Below are 18,385 nucleotides of genomic sequence, written 5' to 3' on the forward strand. Positions count from 1 at the left end.
CGCCACCCGAGAGGCGGGCTCCGGGATTGAACCGGCTGCTGCGGGCGGGGCGGTGAGGGTCATGGCGACGGCGCCTCCTTCACTCACAATTATACTGCGAATCGCCCTTAAACACGAGAAAATATCATTAATATGGTGAGCTGGTATAAGAATTACTTACACCCCCGTGCCCCACAAGGGCCCGGCACAAACCGCAGCCGGTGACGCCGCGACCAAACCTGCGTCCCCGAAGGTGGAAGTGCCCACGCCGTGGAACAACGGATAAGTTCGTCTGGTTGTCGCAACACTGCCAGAGGAGCTCCATGTTCGCAGAACCCCGCCTTCGCGGACCGAAATTCTCCACGCTCACCTGGACCGTGCTCGGCCTGTCACAGGTGCTGTTGCTCGTGGCCGCATCGACCGGCGGGTTTTCCGGCCTGTTCCTGATGATTGGCGCGATCGGCGCCTTTACCGCCATCTATGTGCTGGCCACCGGTCGGCGCTCGTGGGCCGTCATCCCCACACGCAAGATTGCGAGTGTCGTTCTGGCCGGGGCGCTCGTCGCGGTCTTCGTCGGGTCGTCGCTGGCGCCGGCATCCGTCGACGCGAACCTGGCCAGCACGAGTGCGCAACCGACCGCAACGGCCACCCCTTCTGCGACGCCAAGCCCGACGCCAAGCCCGACGCCGTTGGCGTTCACCGACGAAGCGCCAACCGATCCAGCCACAAGCACACCGGCACCGGAGGCCGCAAGCATCGTTCTGGCCGATACGTCAGGGACCGACACCACAGCGGTCGCGCTGCTGGCGACCCTGCCAATCAAGGGCCGCGCGCCCAAGACCGGCTACGACCGCAGCGGCGGCTTCGGCACGGCCTGGCTCGACGTTGACCAAAACGGATGCGACACCCGTAACGACATCCTGACCCGCGACCTGACCAACATCGCCAAGCAAGGCGACTGTCGGGTCGTGACCGGCACACTGACCGGCCCATACACGGGAAAAACGATCAACTTTGTGCGCGGAACGGCGACGTCGTCGCTCGTTCAAATCGACCACGTCGTGGCACTATCAAATGCGTGGCAGACCGGAGCTCAGCAACTCAGCCAAGCCCAACGGGTGTCGCTCGCGAACGATCCGCTCAATCTGCTAGCCGTGGACGGTCGCACGAACTCGAGCAAGGGTGACGGCGATACGGCCACCTGGTTGCCGCCGCTAAAACCATACCGATGCGCTTACGTGGCACGGCAGATTTCTGTGAAGGCGACCTACGGGCTATGGGTGACGCAGGCCGAGCACGACGCGATGACCCGTATTTTGACTGCTTGCCCCGACGAGCGGGCGACGGCATCCGTTTTCGCGCCGGCTCCCGCTCCCGTTGTCGTCGTCCCTATACCGGTTGCCGAGCCTGCGCCCGTGGTCGTGGTGCCCGTTCCGGTCGCCGTCGAGCCGGCGCCCGTGGCACCGGTTGCGCCGGCACCCGCCAGCGCCTATTACAAGAACTGTGACGCGGCGCGTGCTGCTGGAGCAGCTCCGGTACACACGGGCGACGCCGGGTATGGGCGTCACCTCGACCGGGACGGCGACGGCGTCGGCTGCGAAAGCTAGCTGACCAGGCTGGCCGAACCAGCCGTTATGGCGTGCGCACCCCCGACCATAGAGCGGATGCCGCCCCGCCGGTCTGCCAGGTAGCCTCCGCATCGACGGCTACCGCGACCGCCGACTTAGAATCCGCGACCGCCCGCTCAGAACCCTCGGCGCCCTGCAAACAGAGCGTGCAGCAGGGGGACGACCGACGCGACCATCAGAACGGTACCCAGCACCGTGTCATCCGCTCGCAGCAGGACGCCGGCGATGAGCAACGCAGCGAACAGCAGCGCCGATACCGCTTGCCGCATAGTGCGCTCGAGTCGGGCGACACGTTTCTCGAGACCCGGGCTGGCCACCGCCACAGAGCCGTCTTCGGCGCGGGTGATGAGCGCATCGAGGCGCTTTGGCAGACGAAAGGCGATGCCGGCGGTCTCCATCGCCTGCTTCGCGAGGTCCTGCACCAGATTTCCACTCTCGTCACGCAGCAGCTGTGCCGCGTAGGGCTCGACGGAGTCCCAGAGGTTGAAGGCCGGGTTGAGCGCGCTGGACACTCCGGAGGTGAGCGACATAGCCCGAATGATGAGCAGAAAGTTCTCGGGCAGCTGAAACGGCAGCGAGCGCACAACGTCGCCGAACTGCACCGCGAAGTCGCGAAACTCCCGCGGGTCCACCTCGCGCAGCTCAGCGAAACCCATACCGCCGAACCGGGCGAACAGAGTGGTCATGGCCCGTTCGAGCTCGGTCGTCTCGGCCGAGGGAAGGAGCACGCCGACGTCGTTCATCGCATTGACCAGGCCGCGCCCATCGCGCGAAGCGGCCGCGATGAGCATTTTGCGCAGGCCCGTGCGCGTGCTGGTGGGCACTTCGCCCATCATGCCGAAGTCGATGAACGTCAACTTCCACCCACGCTCACTGTCGGCGACCGGGGTGACGAAGATGTTTCCGGGGTGCGGATCGGCGTGAAAGAACCCCATGGTGAACATCTGGTCGAACATGACCTCAGCAAAAACAGGGGCCACATTAGTCGGGTCGATGCCCGCCTTGATCAGGGCTTCAACGTCGGTAATCTTGATCGCCGTGACGTCTTCGAGGGTGAGCACCTTTCGGGTGGTGCGCTCCCAGACGACACCGGGCACGCCTACTCGGTCGTCATCGGCAAAGGCCGCCGCGAAGCGTTCGGAGCTGCTCGCCTCGTGCAAGTAGTCGATCTCCTCGAGGCTCGTCTGAGCGAACTCTTCGACCAACGCCGGCATGTCGACCCGGTTGGAGACGAGTTTCACATGGCTGAGCCACCCGCCCACCTTGCGCAGCGCTGCAAGGTCGACGTCGATGATTTCGTCGATTCCCGGACGTTGAACCTTGATGATGACCCGGTCGAGCCCTGTGTCAGCAGCATCGAGTGAGATGAGCTGGGCCCGGTGCGCCTGCCCCAGGGATGCCGCCGCTACCGGCGACTCGTCGACCGACGTAAAGGCCCGTTCGAGCGGCATGCCCAGCTCCGCCTCGATAGCAGCGCGAATGGCCGCAAACGATACCGGAGCCACTTCATCCTGCAGCCCCTCGAGCTCTTTGGTGATCTCGGGCGGCAGCACGTCGAGGCGCGACGACATGAACTGCCCGACCTTGATCATGAGACCGCCAAGGTCGGCCGCGAGCACGTGAAAACCCTTTGCGAAGCGCTGCATCCGCTTAGAACGGGTGCGCTCTGCGACTTTCACCAGCCCGATGCGAGGCAGGAACAACTCGAACCACCACGTTATAGCGAGATACCAGCTGGCAAAACGCAGAATGCGGCGGTAGCGGGCGCGCATGTTGCCCGCGCCCGAATTTGAATCGTAGCTACCTCGACGAGCCAGTGGCACCCCGTCAGTCCTGGGCGAGGATCGAGTAGAGCTTGCGACGCGCGTCGTCGAGTACCGCGACGGCCTCTTTAACCTGCTCGGGCGAGCCGGTGCGGCCGACCTGCGCCGCCGCCTGGGCGAGCTCGAGGCCGGCCTTCGGTAGTGCCGCATGGCGGTGGCCAGACGTCGACGCGGTAGATTCCCACGGCGCACTCGTGTCGGCGTCCGCGACAGCTGCGCGACCCTCTTCGGTCAGCGAGTAGATCTTGCGCCCGTTGCTTTCCTCGGCGCTGATCAGGCCCTCATCGGCCAGCAGCTGCAGGGTCGGGTAGACCGAGCCGGCGCTGGGCTTCCAGCTGCCGCCACTGCGTTCCTCGATTTCGTGAATGATCTGGTAGCCGTGCATCGGCTGCTCGGCGAGTAGCGCCAGCACTGCCGTGCGCACCTCGCCGCGACCGGCGCGGGTGCCCGTGCCCGCTTGCTTCTCGAACCGCGAGCGGAACTGCTCCATCGCCTGCCAGATGCCGTCGATGTTGCCAGCGTTGAACCCGCCGGTTGGGAATGAATTGCCCATGATTGCCTCCTCAGTGTGACGTACGAACGATACTCAACGATACCCAGCGATGCATCCGAACGACACATATAAACGGATGCTCAGGGCTGGCTCCCAGACACAACAGTCGTGTCTAGCGTTGAACCATGGAAGATACAACGTCGCCCCTCACCCATATCGCCGACGTTCGAGCCGATGCCAGGGTCGAATTTGGCAGCCTCGGTCACAGCACGGTCCTAGCCTCCCCCGGCGTGCGTGTGATCGTGCTCACTTTCGAGGCCGGCTTTACCCTCAAGAAGCACTCTGCTCCCAAGATTCTGCTCATGCAAGCCCTCGACGGACTCCTGCGCGTCACCGCCGGTGGCCAGGTCACCGATCTCATACCCGGCGCCCTATTGAGGCTCGATGCCAACCTTGAGCATGAGGTCGAAGCGCTTGAGGAATCACGGCTGATGCTCACTCTGATCGGTTAGTCGCCACCATAAAAACCCTCCTCAACTTCATCTGGCGCGGTGGCAATCACCCGACTCGCACCTTCTGTCGCGCCCTACCGCAGCCGCCGCAACCGAATCGCACCCTTCGCCGCCGACGGATTGACCACGACCTCACCCTGTCTGATCGGCAGTTTACCGCGGGCNCATGACTTCACACCATCCCCCCGCCGCCGCCGCCCACACGAGGTGCACGTCTTATCCGTCTTGCCCGGTGCAAGGTCGGCATCGGCGGGTTTTCGCTGACGGTGCACCATACCTTCTATCTATTTTGCGTGATAGCGCGGCGCCCCGCGTGGCCTGCTTCTTGGCCGAGCGCCACTTTCGCCGGCCCAGTCACATTACCCAGTCGAACGCCTTCGCGGGTGAGCGGGCGCCCTGGGCGGCTTTCGAACGATTCGGCTCGTCGAGCTCTATCAGTAACGCTTCCGATACACGCACGAGTGACCCGAAAACGTCGGGGGTCAACCACTGCGGGCGTGTGGCAAAGAGGATATCCTCGCTCGCCGTGTTGCCGCTGGCTCCCGGCGCGAAAGGGCATCCGCCCAGACCACCGAGTGCTCCATCCACCATGGTGGCCCCGGCGGAAATAGCCGCGAGCGTGTTCGCCACACCCAGCCCCCACGTGTCGTGCCCGTGAAAAACGATCTCGCGGGCCGGCGTCTCGAGGCGCACACGCGTAATGAGCGATGACACCTGAGCCGGAACCGCCTGCCCGAGCGTGTCACAGATCACCACGTGCGAAGCCCCGACTGCGCGTTCGTCTTGCGCAATCTCCACTACCCGCGACGGGTCGACCTGGCCGTCGAACGGGCAGGTGAACGAGGTCGCGATGCACAGCTGGATCTGCCCATTTACATCCTGGCTGATTTCCACGGCCGCCGGCATGGCGGCGAGGCTCGCCTCTGTGGTGCGACCAATGTTGGCCTGGTTGTGGGCATCCGTTGCGGAGAAGCAGTACTGAAAGTTGCGGGCACCGGCGGCGGCGGCGCGCTCCACGTGCCGCGGCGTGGCGACCCACACCCAGCACCGCGCAAGCTCAGCGGGCGTGAGCTCCGCGAGTACCTCGAGAGTGTTCGCCATCGGCGGCACGAGGTCGGGCCGGGCCATCGACCCGATCTCCAGCGACTCCACCCCAAGCGCGAGCAATGACCGAATGGTCGAGAGTTTGCGTTCGGTAGAGAGCATGCCGCCGGTGAGTTGCAGGCCGTCGCGCAGGGTAACGTCGCGCAGCACCGCGGCGGGTTCGAGGGTGAACATCAGGCGGGCTGCAATTCGCTCAAAATGTGGTCTATCTCGGCAGAGGTCTTGCCCAAAACCCTAGACAGCACCTCTCGAGTGTGTTCCCCGAGGTCTGGCCCGAGGGTCTTTATATCGAGCGAGCGTTCGCCGATCACCGGCACAATGCCAGGGAAACCCACGCCAGGCAAAACCTGTGACCCGTCTGAGACATCGAAGCGCTGGATCATGTTGCGCGCCTCGTACTGCGAGTCCGCGCAGATGTCGGCCGCCGTATATATAGGACCAGACGGAACCCCCGCCTCTTCCAAGACGGCCAAAGCCGCGGCTGCCGAAAGCCCCAACGTCCACGCCCCGATGGCGGCGTCAAGCTCATCCCGCCGCAGCCACCGCGCCGCGTTGTTCTGCAACCCCGGGTCGCACCCGAGGTCGTCGCGGCCGATCACGTGCATGTAGCGCTGGTAGATTGCATCCGCGTTGCCGGCGATCACGATGCTGGCGCCGTCACTGCAGAGGTAGGCGTTGGTGGGGGCGATGCCGTCCATCCGCCCGCCGACACGTTCCCGCGTTACGCCATACGCCGAATAGTCGGGTATCAGCGATTCCATCATCGACAGCATCGATTCGTTGAGCGCCACGTCGATGACGCGTTCGTGCAACTCGATCGCAGCATCCGTTCGCCCCTGACGTACCTCGCGCTGAAACAGGGCCATTACCGAGCCGAAGGCCGCATAGAGCCCGGCGATCGAGTCGCCGATCGACACGCCGACCCGAACGGGAGGCCGGTCGGGGTCGCCCACGAGCTCTCGAAATCCGCCCATCGCCTCGGCGACCGCGGCGAATCCGGGGCGCTGCGAGAGCGGCCCGGTCTGCCCGAACGCCGACACCCGGGTGAGAATGAGGTTGGGATTCACCGCGTTCAACTCGGCAGGCCCAAGCCCCCACTTCTCCAACGTGCCCGGCCGAAAATTCTCGAGCACCACGTCGCAGTGCGCCACGAGTTCAAGCACAGTGTCGCGCCCCAGCGCGGTCTTGAGATCGAGCACGATCGACTTCTTGTTGCGGTTGATCGTACGAAACAGCATTGACGTGCTGCCGGCGTGCAGCCGCCAATTGCGCAACTCATCTCCGGTTCCGGGGCGCTCCACCTTGATCACCTCTGCGCCGAAATCGGCCAGCATGCGCCCGGCCGTGGGCGCGGCGATGAAGTTACCGAGTTCGAGTACACGCACTCCGGCGAGCGGGGCCACGTTGGTCATATCAAGTCCTTTCGAGCGGATGTCGTGCGCTTATTTGCCGCCAACGAACTCGTTCGTAAAGGTGGTCGCCAGGTCGATCTCGGCGTCTCCGACCTCAGGGTTCGCGATGCGCTGCGTGTCGAGCACGGCCTTGGCACCGGCTTCTGAGTTGCGTCCGTCTTCGGTGAGCTGCGGCTTGAGCTGCTCAATGAGCGCGGCGTAGCGTTCGAGGTCTCCGCCGCTGAAGGTCTCCGGCATCTCGGCCGCGATCTCGGTGCCGGTGTGTTCGGCAATGTAGGCGAGCGTCTTGGTGAGCACGTTCGCGAGCTTCTGCGCGGTTTCGGGGTTCTTCTTGAGCCAGTCGCTCTGCGCGTAGAACGACGACGACGGCCACATGTCGGTGTCGTAATGCTCCTCCACGCCGGCGGGCGAGCGCAGGTCGGCGAGGCTCACGGTTTCGGCGCCGGTGCGCTCCGCGAGCACCGACACGTCGGGCTCGAGCATCACGCCGGCCACAACTCCACCCGATTCCATGGCGGCCACAGCGGATGCCCCGGCGCCCATCGCGACGACACTGACGCCATCGGGATTCAACCCCGCCTCCTCGAGCAAAAAGCGAAGCATGGTGTGGGTGGAGGAGCCCGGCGCGGTGACGCCAACGCTCTTGCCGATGAGGTCGTCGAGGGACTTGATCTCGGAAGTTGATCCCGGAGCCACGACGAGGGCGATGGCCGGCGACTTACCCATCTGCACGAACGAGGTGATGCTCTGGTTCTTGGCCTGCATCTGAATGGTGTGCTCATAGTAGCCGCTCACCACGTTCACGCTGCCGCCGAGCAGCGCGGTGAGGGCCTTCGACCCGCCCTGCAGATCTTGCAGATCAACGTCGAGCCCCTCCTCCTCGTAGTAGCCGAGTTGCTCGGCGAGGGTAGTGGGCAGGTAGGTGAGCAGAGTCTGGCCGCCGATGCCGATGGTGACTTTGGGAATGGCTGCGGCATCCGCTCCCCCGTTTGTGGTGCTGCTACAGCCGGCGAACAGGGTGGCGGTGAGCAACGCTGCGGCGGCCATGGTGAACTTTTTGGGCAGGGACACGGTGTTCTCTTTCTCTAGGAAGATCAGTATTTACGCGCCGGGAACCGGGCGCCAGCGCAGCAGGTAGCGTTCGAGTCGGTTCACGCCGAGGTCGACGAAGAGCACCACGATCATGAGGATGAACATGCCCGCGAACACGCCTTCGGTGTCAAACACGCCCTGGGCCTGAGCGATGACGTAGCCGACGCCGGCGGCGGCGCCGAGGTATTCGCCCACGACCGCGCCCACGATGGCGAAGCCCACGCTGATATGCAGGCTGGAGAAGATCCAAGTGAGGGCGCTCGGCAGCACGACGTGCTGAATGAGGTGGCGTTCGGTGGCGCCGAGCATGCGGGCGTTGTCGAGCAAAACCTTGTCGACGCTTTTCACGCCCTGCAGCACGTTGAAGAACACAATAAAGAAAACCAGGGTGACGCCGAAGGCCACCTTCGATTCGATGCCGAGCCCGAACCACAAAAGGAAGATGGGGGCGAGTACCACCCGGGGCAGGGCGTTAAACATCTGTACGAATGGTTCGAACAGCCGCTCGAGAAAGCGCACTCGGGCAAGTAGAAACCCGAGCACCAGGCCGAGCCCGGTGCCGATAATGAAGGCGTACAGGGCTTCCTGAAGCGTGATCCACAAGTGCGGAAAGATGAAGCCGGTCACGATCCAGTCCCACACGGCCTCGCCAATGGCACTCGGCAAAGAGAAGAAGAACGTGTCAATTATTCCCGCGCGTCCGAGAATCTCCCAGGCGCCAAGCACCAACGCGGTCAGCAGCAGCTGGTACACGCGCATCAGGGTTGCGGGGGTTTCGCTGCGGGAGTGGGCCGAGCCGCTGCGGGGCGTGCGAGGAGCGGATGCGGCGGACGCGGCATGTGCTCGGGTGGTCGTCGTTGACATGTCAGGCCGCCTTCACCGCGTAGGTTTTGGCCACTTCGTCGCGCAGCCTGCCCCAGATCTCGCGGTGCAGCTCCACGAACCGCGGGTCGTCGCGAATTTCAAGCAGGTTGCGCGGCCGCGGCAGGGTGATGTCGTATCGGGCCACCACGTGGCTCGCGGGGCCGGCGCTGAGTAGCACGACCTCGTCGCTGAGGGCGATGGCTTCGTCGAGGTCATGGGTGATGAAAATCACGGCCTTGCCCGATTCCTGCCAGATATCAAGCAGCTCGTTCTCCATGATCTGCCGGGTCTGCACGTCGAGGGCGGAGAAGGGTTCGTCCATCAGCAGAATGTCGGGGTTCACGATCCAGGCCTGCGCGATAGACGTGCGCTTGCGCATGCCGCCGCTCAGCTGGTGCGGGTAGCGGTCTTCGAAGTTGGACAAGCCAACCTTGGCGAGCCAGCGGCGAGCCTCGGCGGCCGCTTCCTTCTTACCAACGCCACGCATGATGAGGCCGAGCGACACGTTGTCGAGCACGGTCTTCCACGGCAGCAGGGCGTCCTGCTGAAACATGTACGAGGCCCGGCGGTTGACGCCCACCACCGGGGCACCGAAGCTACGCGCCTCGCCCTCGCTCGGCGCCATCAGCCCAGCGGCCATGTTGAGCACCGTGGACTTGCCGCATCCTGTCGGGCCCACGATCGACACGAACTTGCCCGGCATCACCGTGAGGTCGATGCCCTTCACCGCGAAATACGAGCCGCCCTGGGGCGTCACGAACTCCTTGGTGCAGGCATCGAGTTGTACCGCCGGTACGTGCGCTGTTTCTGTTGACGTCATCGTCATGTATTCCTTACAGGCAGAGTGTGAGGTTTATCGCTCACATTGTGAGTGAGTCACTCACAATGTGGTTACATGAACCCTAGTGGCGTTATGTGCCCGACCGCAATGGATAATGGCGCTGTGACAAACGGATGCTTCGCTCGCCCCGCGCAGACAAGGACACCTCGTGACAGAAACAGCTGGTAATCGCATTCTGGTGCTGGGCAAAATTCGCCAGATCATGGATTGCTTCACCGTGGAGGAACCCACCCTGTCGCTCACCGCGATTCGCAAGCGCGCCGGACTACCCGAAAGCACCACGCAGCGTCTCGTGCAGAACCTGGTGTCGGAAGGATTTCTCGACCGTGACGGCAGCGGATACCGCATCGGACTGGCCGTGGCCCGCTGGGCCATCAATGCTACTCACGGCCTCGACGTGATTCAAGCCTCCCGCCCGGTTCTGCAAACCCTCCGCGAGCAGACGCAGGAGTCGTCGGTGCTCTACGTGCGATGGCGGCAGTACCGAACCGTGGTGGCCACGGCCCGCTCGCCGCGCGCCATCTCGCGCGTGCTCGAGGTGGGCACAGTCATGCCGCTGCACCTGGGCTCGGCCGGCAAGGTGTTTCTCGCTTTCGACGAGTTCGCTCGGCAGGAGCTGCTAACCGTTGCGCCGGAGGAGGCACTGCCCGCCCAGCTGCTGGATCAGATTCGCAACCAGGGCTGGGCGTCATCGTTTGAGGAGCGCGAGCCCGAAGTTGCCTCGGTGAGCTCCCCCGTATTCGACCACCATGGCAACGTGGTGGCTGTGGTGGGCATCGTGGCCCCGTTCTCTAGGCTCAACGAGGCGACCGCGATTCCAGGGTATACGGAGCCGGTCGTGGACGCCGCGGCGCTGATCTCGGAGGCGCTCGGGTTTGAGAGACTAGAACAATCATGAAAACCCTCCTCAACATCATCTGGCTCGTATTCTCGGGCTTCTGGCTGTTCCTCGGCTACATGTTCGCCGCGCTCATCATGTGCGTACTCATCGTCACGATCCCTTGGGGAATCGCAGCAGCACGCATCGGCGTCTACGCGCTCTGGCCGTTCGGCAAAACCGTGATTGAGACACCGAACGCCGGCATTGCGTCGTTGCTCGGCAACGTCGTCTGGGTCGTTCTGGCCGGCTGGTGGATCGCCCTCGAGCACCTGCTCTCGGGCATCGCGCTTTGCATCACCATCATCGGCATCCCCTTCGGAATCGCCAACTTCAAACTGATCCCGGTCGCGCTCATGCCGCTCGGCAAGCAGATCGTCGACACGCCCTAACGCTTGTAGGGGTCAGACAGCCGGCGCTGAAGCGCTGCGCGCGTGCGCGCGTTCCGCCATCCGCTTTGCGCGTGCACGTCGAAACAGAACGAGAAAGAGCGCGAGCGCCACGGCACCAACGCCGCTGGCGACCCACATGTACCAGGTCTGCCCGGCCATGGCGAAGAGCACTGCGCCAACCGTGACCACGAAAGCGAGAAAAGCTAGGGTGAGATAGCGGTCGTCGGCCCTCGCAAACGGATTCCGCACCTCAAGTGGCGGCTCAGTCACCGGCTCCCAGACCACGATGAAGAACGTGGCGACGGGCCCGAGAAACAGAGAAAGCACGAACCAGGTCCAGCGGGAACGGTTTTTCTGTTCGGCCAGGCCCGCATTGACGAGGGCCAGCACGAACCAGCCGCCGCCGTTGAGCCACCAGCTGTTCTGTTGGGGAGCCTGGTTGACTATCTCGCTCATGAAGTTGTGCATGCGTCATGCTCCCACGAATGGCGCGTGCAGGTACTCGTGAAGCAGCCGACCTGCGCTATCTCACCGTCCTGCGCACTGAACGCCTCGGCCAGCTCGTGGGCCATGTCAGCCGCAAGGAACTCGACGGCATCGATGATGCCCTACGTATCGCCCCGCAACTGGACTGATGACCCAGCCGCACACGACTCGTTCAGTGCGCAACCCGGTAAGTGACGTGCGTGACGCACTGCCGCTCGACCGAGCGGATGCTGCAAACCCTGATTCACGCCGGCCGCGTAGCCGTCTCCCGAGACCAGCGAGTCGCAGGTCACTGTCTGTCATGTCGATCTCCCCTGTCTCCGCCGCCATTGTGATTTGACACCCAGATCTGGCGCACGGCAAGTGGTGACCATTTACCGCGGTGTTCGCAACCGAATCGCACCCTTCGCAGTCGACGGATCGACCACGAATCCGCCCTGCGTGATCTGCAATTCGCCGCGGGCGACCATGCGGCGTGCGGCTCGGCGGGCCGGCTCCATCAGGTCGCGCCATTTTTCGCCGCCGATGGCTCGCGCCGCGTCAGAGGGGCAGATCGTGCAATCGTGCGCCCGCGACTGGAGCAGTGTCACGATGGTCGCTTCGAGTTGCAGGTCAACTGCGTTGACGCCGTGTGACCGGCACGCGGCCGAGCAGTACTTCACCGAATGCCAGTTCTTGGCCCACTTCGCGCGCCACTCGATGCGCCGCCCACATGAGGCGCACGTCTTCTCCGCCCGGGCAGCTGCGGGGTCATCATCGGAGGGCTTTGGCTGACGGTGCGCCATGCCTTCTATCTTGCCGCGAGACCGGAGATAGTTGACACAAATTTCCGCATAAATGCTTCTCTCCACTGCGCGCAACTATTTACCGGCAACCGGAGCAAGCGATCCCCGCATCGTGGTCTCGGTAAACGGACACGACGTCGTGGTCAATCTGAAGGCCGTCGCCTAATCCGCCAGAATTCCACGGCCAACAATGCTTTCCGCTCAGCGCGAGGGTGGCGCCTAACCTGCGAGCGGGAGAACCTCCGGCCGTGGCTTCTGCTTTTCGTTCCATAGGTCGTAAGCAGTCTGCATTCCCAACCAGAGTTCCGCGCTCGTCCCCAGAAGCAAACCCAGCCGCACTGCCATGTCCGCGGCCGGTGATTTCGGGCAGGAAAAAGCGGATGTCGACGGCGGCAATGTGGGCCACAATGACGCGGTCGTGGCCTCCCGAGCGAGACAGTGAAGCCGTTCAGTCAAGGCTCGCTCGGTGGGCCGCCGCATCGAACCCCGCGGTGCGCTGCCTGAGTTTGAGCGACTTTAGGGACGCTGCGAAGGCTCGTTCAAACGCGGCAGCGTCCTTCGAGCGGATACCGTAGAGCCGACTCACCCACTCACCCACCTCGATCCGGATATGACTCCAGAACAAGCCGCGGGTGACGACGACAGCCTCAACATCCGCAATCGCGGTCACGATAGCGACGCCACCCAGGGTGACCGTGACGGAGTCGCCGTGAAGTGCGAGTTTCCAGTCGCCTGCGCTGGTGAGGGCCTTGCCCCAGGCGGATGGCTGCCAAGTCGGCGGCATGCTGGTTGTCCTCTCGCTAGCTCGGCAAGTTCGATCCGGTTGCAGGACCCACGGCTGAATGGCCGTGTATTCCAACAATTGTCCTGAGTGCGCGAGGCGGGCTTTAGCCCGCACTCCGCACTCTAGTCAACACGTAGCCCGCCCACGGCCCTCAGACAGGGCTATTTTATGGAGGTTCTGGCAAATCAGAGCGCCATGGCCTTGATCGCCGCCGGCCGGCCCGCAGGCCGCTCATCGCGGAACGGCGCTGGCGCTCACGTGGCAGAGTGGACTACTTGGTCACCGCATTTTTCCGGGTGAAGCCGCTGGCGCGGCTCTGATTCCATTGTCGTTCCGCCCAGCCCTCCCCGAGATAGTCCTCAATGAACAGGCCTGGGCGAGGAGATACATTTCGATCATCTTCCAGGTTCTCTTTTGAATTCAATGAGTAGTATTCCGCTCATTATCCGTCTCAATGTGTAGAATACTGGTCATACAGAGGGTTGACTATCGTGGCTGAAAAACGAATGACACCGATTCCTGTTCGGCGAGCCATCCGCGAACTCGGAAACGACACTCAAACCTGGCGCAAGCTTTTGGGATTGACTATGGAGCAAGTCGCAGACCGCGCCGACATAAGCCGCAGTACCCTCGCAAAATTGGAGTCCGGTAACGGCGGCGTCAGCCTCGAGACCGCGCTGCGCGTCTTCCGAGCCCTCGGAATTATGGACACGGTCGTCAACAGTGCCGACCCGTACCGCAGCGATGTGGGCCGGCTCCGATCCGAAGAGATTCTGCCGCAGCGCGTGCGTCAGAGCACGCCGAAGCGCGTGTCGGATGCCTGACGCCGAAGTCTGGGTGCAGCTGGGCGGCATAGATGTGCGCGCCGGAACCGTCTACTCACACCGTTGGCGTGGCTCCGTGAGCGCTACGTTTACGTACGCGCCTGAGTATCTGGCGCGGCCAGCCTCCTACGCTCTCGACCCAGCCCTTCCACTGTCGTCTGGCGCGTTCAATACAGCAGATGGGCATCACCTGTTCGGCGCGTTCACCGACTGCGCCCCTGACCGGTGGGGGCGCAGACTCTCGAACGGTCTGAACGCCGTCGAGCTTCCCGAATTGGTGTTACCGAGCGCAGCTCTGGCGAACTTGACTTCACCCTCGGAGTCAGGGATGACCTACGCCAAGGAGCCATTCGGTTTCGCACGCCTGGCTCCGATGAATGGCAGGCCGAAGCGGCCGGAAGTGTGCCGCACCTCGTTGACCTGTCGCGGCTCCTTCGTGCCGTCGAATCGGTGGAGAGCGAAAACCCTGATGACGACGCCCTGCGCTTGCTGCTGGGAGCCGGAAGCTCGATCGGAGGTGCACGCCCGAAGGCGGCCGTGGTAAACGGCCAGGGCGATCTATTGATGGCAAAATTCCCGCGTGTGAGCAGTGACGAATGGGATGTCATGGCTTGGGAGCACCTATCCCTCACCCTCGCCTCCCGCGCCGGCATCAGCACTCCCCGCAACGAGTTGATGTCCGTGGCCGGTCGAAATGTCCTTCTCCTCAATCGGTTCGATCGGCAGGGCTCGCGCCGAATCGGGTACGCGAGTGCCATGACCATGCTCGAAGCGGTCGACGGTGAGCGGCGCAGCTATCTGGAAATCGCCGAGATCATCGAGCAGACATCGCCGTCGGCCACGAATGAGCTCAATGAGCTCTGGCGGCGAATTGCATTTTCCGTCCTTATTTCCAATACCGACGACCATCTCCGTAATCATGGTTTTCTGCGCTCAGACTCCGAAGGCAGTTGGAATCTGTCGCCAGTTTTTGACCTCAATCCCAATCCGGCACCGGGACCCAAACACTTGTCGACAGCCATCGACTTCGACACCTACGCCGCCAACACCGACACACTTCTTGAAGTGGCTCCCTATTTTCGTGTGCGCAGCCCCAAGACCGTGCTCGCAGAAATAGCCCATGCGGTCTCGGGATGGGTAGCCGAAGCACGCCGTCTGGGCATCACCGAGGGCGAGATTGACCTGATGTCCGGAGCTTTTGCACCGGGAAGCCGATAGGGCAGAGCGATTGCCCCAGCCGTCAGCAGATTCCCGTCGCCACCAAGCGGAGCGGCACCGATGGGCATCCTCACTCCGGAGAACAGAGCAGAGGAAACGCACCCGCCAGCCCGATGAGGGCCGCCTCCCCCACGATTGGAATGCCGTAGTCGCGGGCCTTGCGCGCCTTGCCCGAGAGGGAGTGCGGGTCGGCGGCCACGAGCAGTATGACCTTCTTGGTCACCGCACTCTTCGGGGCGAAGCCGCGGGCCAGCAGCTCCGATTCCCAGTCGCTGCGGGGTCGGTTCATCTCACCAGGCCGAGCTCCTCGGCCAGCTGTACAAGCGCCTGCGCTTCGTGCGCGGAGAGCTGCCGGTCGAGCAGGCAGCGGTCGAGCAGGCAGCGGTCGAGCAGGACCAGGTAGTTCTGGTGTTCGGCCGGCCCGGTGATTTCGGGCAGGCGAAGGCTGATACGTTCCAGAAAAGCGGATGCCCTCTGCTCGGTCGCGAAATCCGGCCGCGCGTACCACGGGCGCTCCAAAAACAAGATCGTGGTCCACACGCGACTCTGCCTACGCGACCCAACAATCCCGTTGATCGAGCCTGCCGAGATCTCGATACGCCCACGGGATTTTGTCTGCGGGCAATTCTTTGGCAGCGGCGTCAGCGGTTGCGGCGGTACGGGGTGAATGGTTTGCGGTACCCGCCGGCCGGCTTCACAACCGGCATCGACGGGCTGCCATCGAGGGCGAGCGTGGTCTTGCAGCGCGCGTAACGCCGACAGCCGAGAAAAGCTCCGCGTTTGCTGGTGCGCTCGACCATGAACCCGAGGCCGCAGCGCGGGCAGACGATCGAGTGCAGCACCTCGCCGATGGCGTTCGTGCGCAACATGGCCTGGTCGCGGATGAGTTCCATCACGAAGCGCGATTCGCGATTGTTGATGGTGACCAGAAGCACGCCGCGGCGAGCTCGGGTGAGCGCCACGTAGAACAGACGACGCTCTTCGGCTTTCGGAAATTTTTCGGCGGCCGGCATAGCGAGCCGCAATACCGGGTCGTTGGGAATGGTGCTCGGAAATCCCCATTTTCCCGACACCATGCCGGGTATCACGATGTAGTCGGCCTCTCCTCCTTTCGACGCGTGGATCGTCATGAACGAGATGTCGAGCAGGTCAGCGAGGGTCTTGCAGCCCTCCAAGTAACTGCTCTGGTAGCGATACCGGCCGAGTACGAGCACCGATAGCTTGCGCCCCTGGACGCTCGGGATCTCGCCACGCGGGTATGCAGAGTCGTCAATCGATGGCGTACGGCTGCTGCCACGGCATTGTCCGTGTCGACCGTCATGATCTCCATCGTTGGCGCATACTCGGCGGTCGACGAAACGACGCTCTTCGTGATCTGCCCAGGGTTCTGCATGACGAAGGCGCTCGAGACATCCGCTATTGATTGTGGAAAACGAAAGGTGCGCTCGAGACGCATGGTCTCACTCGAGCCGAACCGGTTCTCGAAACCGGTCATGACTGAGATATCAGCGCCGGCGAAGCGGTTGATACTCTGCCAGTCGTCGCCGACCGCGAACAGATGGCGTCCGGGTGCGTCAACGAGCGCACGAGCCAGGCGGGCACGGGCAAAGCTGGCGTCCTGAAATTCGTCGACCATTACGAGGTCATATGGGCTTTCCCAGTCACCATCTTCAAGGTGCTGCGCCGACAGCGTCAGCATGTCCTCGAAGTCGATGCAGTCGTCAGCCGCCAGCTGCTCATTCCATTCCCGACGGATGGCCGTGAACAGTCTCAGGAACGACGCGTCCCGGTAGCGCACGGGGCCGTGGGCGAGCGCTGCGAGGTTCTCGCTCAGCTGCTCTTCGGTGAGGCAGTTGCTTTTGGCGTGGATGAGGAAGGTGCGAAATGTGCCCAGCAGGAGTGCGTTCTCGATCGGCTTCTGGCCGACGGCGAGCCGATCGGCGTTGGGCTGCAGGGAGATGCCCCGTTCGGTGAGCTCGACGCCCAGGCGGGTAAGGTCTCGTCCACCCCACAGCTCAGACGTCGTGGTCTCGAGCAGAGTAGTGCCGTTTTTGTGGTGGATTTTGCGCTTCCATGCAACGCCCTCGAGATAGCCTTCGAAGGGCGACGAGCCATCCGCATCAATCGCCCAATGCTCGTGGTAAACGTTGATCGCCGGGTAGAAGAAATCAGGGTGGTATTGCCCGTGCGTGGGGTCAGCGGTCTCAACTTCATAGCGCTTCTCGTAAATGTAGTCGACGCCATTGAAGAACAGCCAGTCAGCGATCATCCGCTCGCCAGCGCTCTTGACGGTTTCGCCGCGCGACGTCTGAAACCCCTCGCTCGCGTCGGCCTTCTCCCCGTTATCGTCAGGGTAGTCACGGGCCAGCACCGCGCGAAAAAAGTCTCACTCCGAGCGGAACATGACATCAGTAGCCCGAAGTCGGTCAACGATCCGACCGAGTTGCTCGATGTCCTTGCCACCCTCAAGCCACGGCGCCAGCGACGGCTTCTTGCCGGTGGCCTGACCGATGATGTCGAGGCCGAAGGCGTGAAACGTGCGGGCAACGACCTTGTCTGCGTCAAGCCCCAGCGGGGTGAGGCGGTCGCGAGTGCGCTGCTGCAGCTGTTTGGCTGCAGCCGAGTTGAAGGCGAGCATGAGTATTTTGTCGGCCGGAATGAGCTTGCGATGCAACGCGTAGCCGGCTTTGGCGACCATCGTGGACGTCTTGCCGGAGCCTGCGGATGCGATGACGAGCATGCGGTTGTCGAAACAGATCACGGCGCGCGTCTGCTCTGGGGTCAGCGGCGCGGATTCCACATTGTCGAAGAATTCGCGGCACTCATCCGATTCTCGCTCGAGATGGTTTTGGTTTTCACGTGCAATTACAGCCTGCAGGTCTTTCGACCAGTGGGCAATCATATCGGCGATGTCAGCCGGCTGGGCACCAATATGAGTTTGCAAGGCTTCGTCGTCGAGGAGGTGACTGAAGCCCACGACGGCCTTACGAGCGGCCCAATCCGTGCCGAATTCGGTTGTGATCCAGCCTTTAACCTGTAGGTGTTCGGTGAGCGCGTCAGTAAAGCTATTCAACCAGAGCGTCGCCTGGCGGGCTGCCGCATCGAACTCCGCAGTGAGCTGCAGCAGCTGCAACGACTGACGCGACACGGTGAAAGCGTGTTTAAAGGCAGCAGCGTCTTTCGAGCGGATGCCGCGGAACCGGCTCGCCCGCGCTCCCACTTGCAGCTCGATCCGACTCCAGAACAGGCCGCGGGTGACGATCACCGTCGC

At 63.2% G+C, this 18,385-nt stretch carries 22 protein-coding genes; 7 read left to right on the top strand and 15 right to left on the bottom strand.

The genetic code is table 11. The features are described from left to right. The first annotated feature begins 302 nt into the window (after positions 1-302). Positions 303-1,586 (top strand): DUF1524 domain-containing protein, encoded by a 1,284-nt coding sequence (locus CXY71_RS09775; RefSeq protein WP_104135451.1) that lies wholly within the window; start codon positions 303-305, stop codon positions 1,584-1,586. 137 nt (positions 1,587-1,723) lie between these two features. On the opposite strand, the gene CXY71_RS09780 is transcribed toward CXY71_RS09775, so the two are convergent. Further along, on the bottom strand, positions 1,724-3,379 hold the full coding sequence (locus CXY71_RS09780; RefSeq protein WP_104135452.1) for an AarF/ABC1/UbiB kinase family protein: 1,656 nt from the start codon (positions 3,377-3,379) through the stop codon (positions 1,724-1,726). A 55-nt stretch (positions 3,380-3,434) separates the two neighbouring features. Then, entirely contained in the window at positions 3,435-3,983 is a 549-nt protein-coding gene (locus tag CXY71_RS09785; RefSeq protein ID WP_104135453.1) for a PadR family transcriptional regulator, read from the bottom strand. Positions 3,984-4,108: 125 nt separating this feature from the next. Here CXY71_RS09785 and CXY71_RS09790 point away from each other — a divergent pair, with 125 nt between their 5' ends. Continuing rightward, a complete protein-coding gene (locus CXY71_RS09790) occupies positions 4,109-4,435 on the top strand; it encodes a hypothetical protein (RefSeq protein ID WP_104135454.1) in 327 nt (108 codons plus the stop codon). 354 nt (positions 4,436-4,789) lie between these two features. Here CXY71_RS09790 and CXY71_RS09795 read toward each other — a convergent pair whose 3' ends face one another. Genes CXY71_RS09795 through CXY71_RS09815 form a run of 5 tightly spaced genes read right to left on the bottom strand, consistent with a single transcriptional unit; the run spans position 4,790 to position 9,727 of the window. After that, positions 4,790-5,713: a hydroxymethylglutaryl-CoA lyase gene (locus tag CXY71_RS09795; RefSeq protein ID WP_104135455.1), complete on the bottom strand. Its 924-nt coding sequence runs from the start codon at positions 5,711-5,713 to the stop codon at positions 4,790-4,792. Beyond that, positions 5,713-6,951 carry a CaiB/BaiF CoA-transferase family protein gene (locus CXY71_RS09800; protein ID WP_104135456.1) on the bottom strand — a complete coding sequence of 413 codons (1,239 nt, stop codon included), beginning with the start codon at positions 6,949-6,951 and terminating at the stop codon, positions 5,713-5,715. Before CXY71_RS09800 ends, CXY71_RS09795 begins: the two co-directional genes overlap by 1 nt. Positions 6,952-6,981: 30 nt before the next feature. Further along, positions 6,982-8,022 carry an ABC transporter substrate-binding protein gene (locus CXY71_RS09805; RefSeq protein ID WP_104135457.1) on the bottom strand — a complete coding sequence of 347 codons (1,041 nt, stop codon included), beginning with the start codon at positions 8,020-8,022 and terminating at the stop codon, positions 6,982-6,984. Between the two features lie 30 nt (positions 8,023-8,052). Beyond that, the gene (locus CXY71_RS09810) at positions 8,053-8,907 is read right to left on the bottom strand and encodes an ABC transporter permease (RefSeq protein ID WP_199184269.1); all 855 of its coding nucleotides are present in this window, start codon (positions 8,905-8,907) and stop codon (positions 8,053-8,055) included. Position 8,908: 1 nt separating this feature from the next. Next, positions 8,909-9,727 (bottom strand): ABC transporter ATP-binding protein, encoded by an 819-nt coding sequence (locus CXY71_RS09815; protein WP_104135519.1) that lies wholly within the window; start codon positions 9,725-9,727, stop codon positions 8,909-8,911. Between the two features lie 169 nt (positions 9,728-9,896). On the opposite strand from CXY71_RS09815, the gene CXY71_RS09820 reads away from it, so the two are divergent. Both CXY71_RS09820 and CXY71_RS09825 read left to right on the top strand, forming a co-directional pair. Beyond that, the gene (locus CXY71_RS09820; protein WP_199184270.1) at positions 9,897-10,646 is read left to right on the top strand and encodes an IclR family transcriptional regulator; all 750 of its coding nucleotides are present in this window, start codon (positions 9,897-9,899) and stop codon (positions 10,644-10,646) included. Next, positions 10,643-11,017 carry a YccF domain-containing protein gene (locus CXY71_RS09825; RefSeq protein ID WP_104135458.1) on the top strand — a complete coding sequence of 125 codons (375 nt, stop codon included), beginning with the start codon at positions 10,643-10,645 and terminating at the stop codon, positions 11,015-11,017. Before CXY71_RS09820 ends, CXY71_RS09825 begins: the two co-directional genes overlap by 4 nt. Positions 11,018-11,029: 12 nt before the next feature. On the opposite strand, the gene CXY71_RS22010 is transcribed toward CXY71_RS09825, so the two are convergent. Beyond that, positions 11,030-11,485, bottom strand: a complete 456-nt coding sequence (locus tag CXY71_RS22010) for a hypothetical protein (protein WP_233204581.1) — start codon at positions 11,483-11,485, stop codon at positions 11,030-11,032. Between the two features lie 17 nt (positions 11,486-11,502). Between CXY71_RS22010 and CXY71_RS21090 the strand changes: the two genes are divergently transcribed. After that, positions 11,503-11,652 carry a hypothetical protein gene (locus CXY71_RS21090; protein ID WP_158253045.1) on the top strand — a complete coding sequence of 50 codons (150 nt, stop codon included), beginning with the start codon at positions 11,503-11,505 and terminating at the stop codon, positions 11,650-11,652. 225 nt (positions 11,653-11,877) lie between these two features. Here CXY71_RS21090 and CXY71_RS09835 read toward each other — a convergent pair whose 3' ends face one another. Together CXY71_RS09835 and CXY71_RS09845 are read right to left on the bottom strand one after the other, a co-directional pair. Then, a complete protein-coding gene (locus tag CXY71_RS09835; protein WP_104135459.1) occupies positions 11,878-12,288 on the bottom strand; it encodes a DUF2256 and DUF3253 domain-containing protein in 411 nt (136 codons plus the stop codon). Positions 12,289-12,736: 448 nt separating this feature from the next. Continuing rightward, positions 12,737-13,072 carry a hypothetical protein gene (locus tag CXY71_RS09845; RefSeq protein ID WP_104135460.1) on the bottom strand — a complete coding sequence of 112 codons (336 nt, stop codon included), beginning with the start codon at positions 13,070-13,072 and terminating at the stop codon, positions 12,737-12,739. Between the two features lie 506 nt (positions 13,073-13,578). On the opposite strand from CXY71_RS09845, the gene CXY71_RS09850 reads away from it, so the two are divergent. Continuing rightward, complete coding sequence (locus CXY71_RS09850; protein ID WP_104135461.1) at positions 13,579-13,896, top strand: helix-turn-helix transcriptional regulator; 318 nt, start codon at positions 13,579-13,581, stop codon at positions 13,894-13,896. 450 nt (positions 13,897-14,346) lie between these two features. Continuing rightward, positions 14,347-15,114 (top strand): type II toxin-antitoxin system HipA family toxin, encoded by a 768-nt coding sequence (locus tag CXY71_RS21465; RefSeq protein WP_233204582.1) that lies wholly within the window; start codon positions 14,347-14,349, stop codon positions 15,112-15,114. Positions 15,115-15,184: 70 nt separating this feature from the next. Here the strand turns inward: CXY71_RS21465 and CXY71_RS09860 are convergent, their stop codons facing one another. From CXY71_RS09860 to CXY71_RS09880, 5 genes are all read right to left on the bottom strand, one after another. Further along, the gene (locus CXY71_RS09860; protein ID WP_104135462.1) at positions 15,185-15,403 is read right to left on the bottom strand and encodes a hypothetical protein; all 219 of its coding nucleotides are present in this window, start codon (positions 15,401-15,403) and stop codon (positions 15,185-15,187) included. Then, positions 15,400-15,654, bottom strand: a complete 255-nt coding sequence (locus CXY71_RS09865) for a hypothetical protein (protein WP_104135463.1) — start codon at positions 15,652-15,654, stop codon at positions 15,400-15,402. The genes CXY71_RS09860 and CXY71_RS09865 overlap by 4 nt, the downstream gene beginning before the upstream one ends. A gap of 101 nt (positions 15,655-15,755) precedes the next feature. Next, a complete protein-coding gene (locus CXY71_RS09870; protein WP_233204583.1) occupies positions 15,756-16,244 on the bottom strand; it encodes a 3'-5' exonuclease in 489 nt (162 codons plus the stop codon). Then, positions 16,241-17,485 (bottom strand): UvrD-helicase domain-containing protein, encoded by a 1,245-nt coding sequence (locus tag CXY71_RS09875; RefSeq protein ID WP_104135465.1) that lies wholly within the window; start codon positions 17,483-17,485, stop codon positions 16,241-16,243. The genes CXY71_RS09870 and CXY71_RS09875 overlap by 4 nt, the downstream gene beginning before the upstream one ends. A gap of 15 nt (positions 17,486-17,500) precedes the next feature. Further along, on the bottom strand, positions 17,501-18,379 hold the full coding sequence (locus CXY71_RS09880) for a UvrD-helicase domain-containing protein (RefSeq protein ID WP_104135466.1): 879 nt from the start codon (positions 18,377-18,379) through the stop codon (positions 17,501-17,503). Positions 18,380-18,385: the final 6 nt, after the last annotated feature.

It is taken from the genome of Cryobacterium sp. Y62 (assembly GCF_002929785.1).
In the GTDB taxonomy this organism is placed as follows: Bacteria; Actinomycetota; Actinomycetes; order Actinomycetales; family Microbacteriaceae; genus Cryobacterium.